The sequence below is a fragment of the Burkholderia territorii genome (assembly GCF_902833055.1).
Lineage (GTDB): Bacteria > Pseudomonadota > Gammaproteobacteria > Burkholderiales > Burkholderiaceae > Burkholderia > Burkholderia territorii.
Genome location: NZ_CADFEJ010000099.1, coordinates 1 through 537 on the forward strand (window position 1 = coordinate 1; position 537 = coordinate 537).

At 73.2% G+C, this 537-nt stretch carries 1 protein-coding gene; it reads right to left on the bottom strand.

All coding sequences use genetic code 11. The annotated features are described in order from the left end of the window. Window positions 1–147: 147 nt before the first annotated feature. On the bottom strand, window positions 148–537 hold a 390-nt coding region (locus HW466_RS31195), incomplete at its 5' end, for a LysE/ArgO family amino acid transporter (protein WP_176316152.1).

Here is a 537-nt window from a genome sequence, read left to right on the forward strand (position 1 = left end):
CGGCTACATCACGGGCCAGAACCTGCGGGTGGACGGCGGGATCGTCCGCGCGCTGTGAATCGGCTCGAGCCGGGCGCGATCGCCCGATGAAGATATCGCCGGCCTTGCGTATCGCGCAGGCCGGCGATCTCGCATCCGGGGCCCGCTTCAGCGCAACTGCACGGCCGCCAGGCACAGGATCATGCTGCCCACCGCGCCGTCGAGCAGGCGCCAGGCGAGCGCCTTCCTGAACCAGGGCGCGAGCAGGCGCGCGCCATATCCCACCCCGACGAACCACAGCACGCTGACCAGCATCGCGCCGATCGCGAAGGCGGCGCGCGTGCCGTCCGGCTCGCGGGCGCCGGCCGTGCCGATCAGCAGGAAGGTGTCGAGATAGACATGCGGGTTCAGCCAGGTCAGCGCGAGCGTGGAGAGCACCACCGGCCAGGCGCCCTGCGCGGGCGGCGCGGCGCTGCCGCTCACGTCGAGCGTCGCGTGGCCCGGCTTCAGCGCGCGGCGCAGCGCGCTCAGGCCGAACCAGGCCAGGTAGGCGAGGCC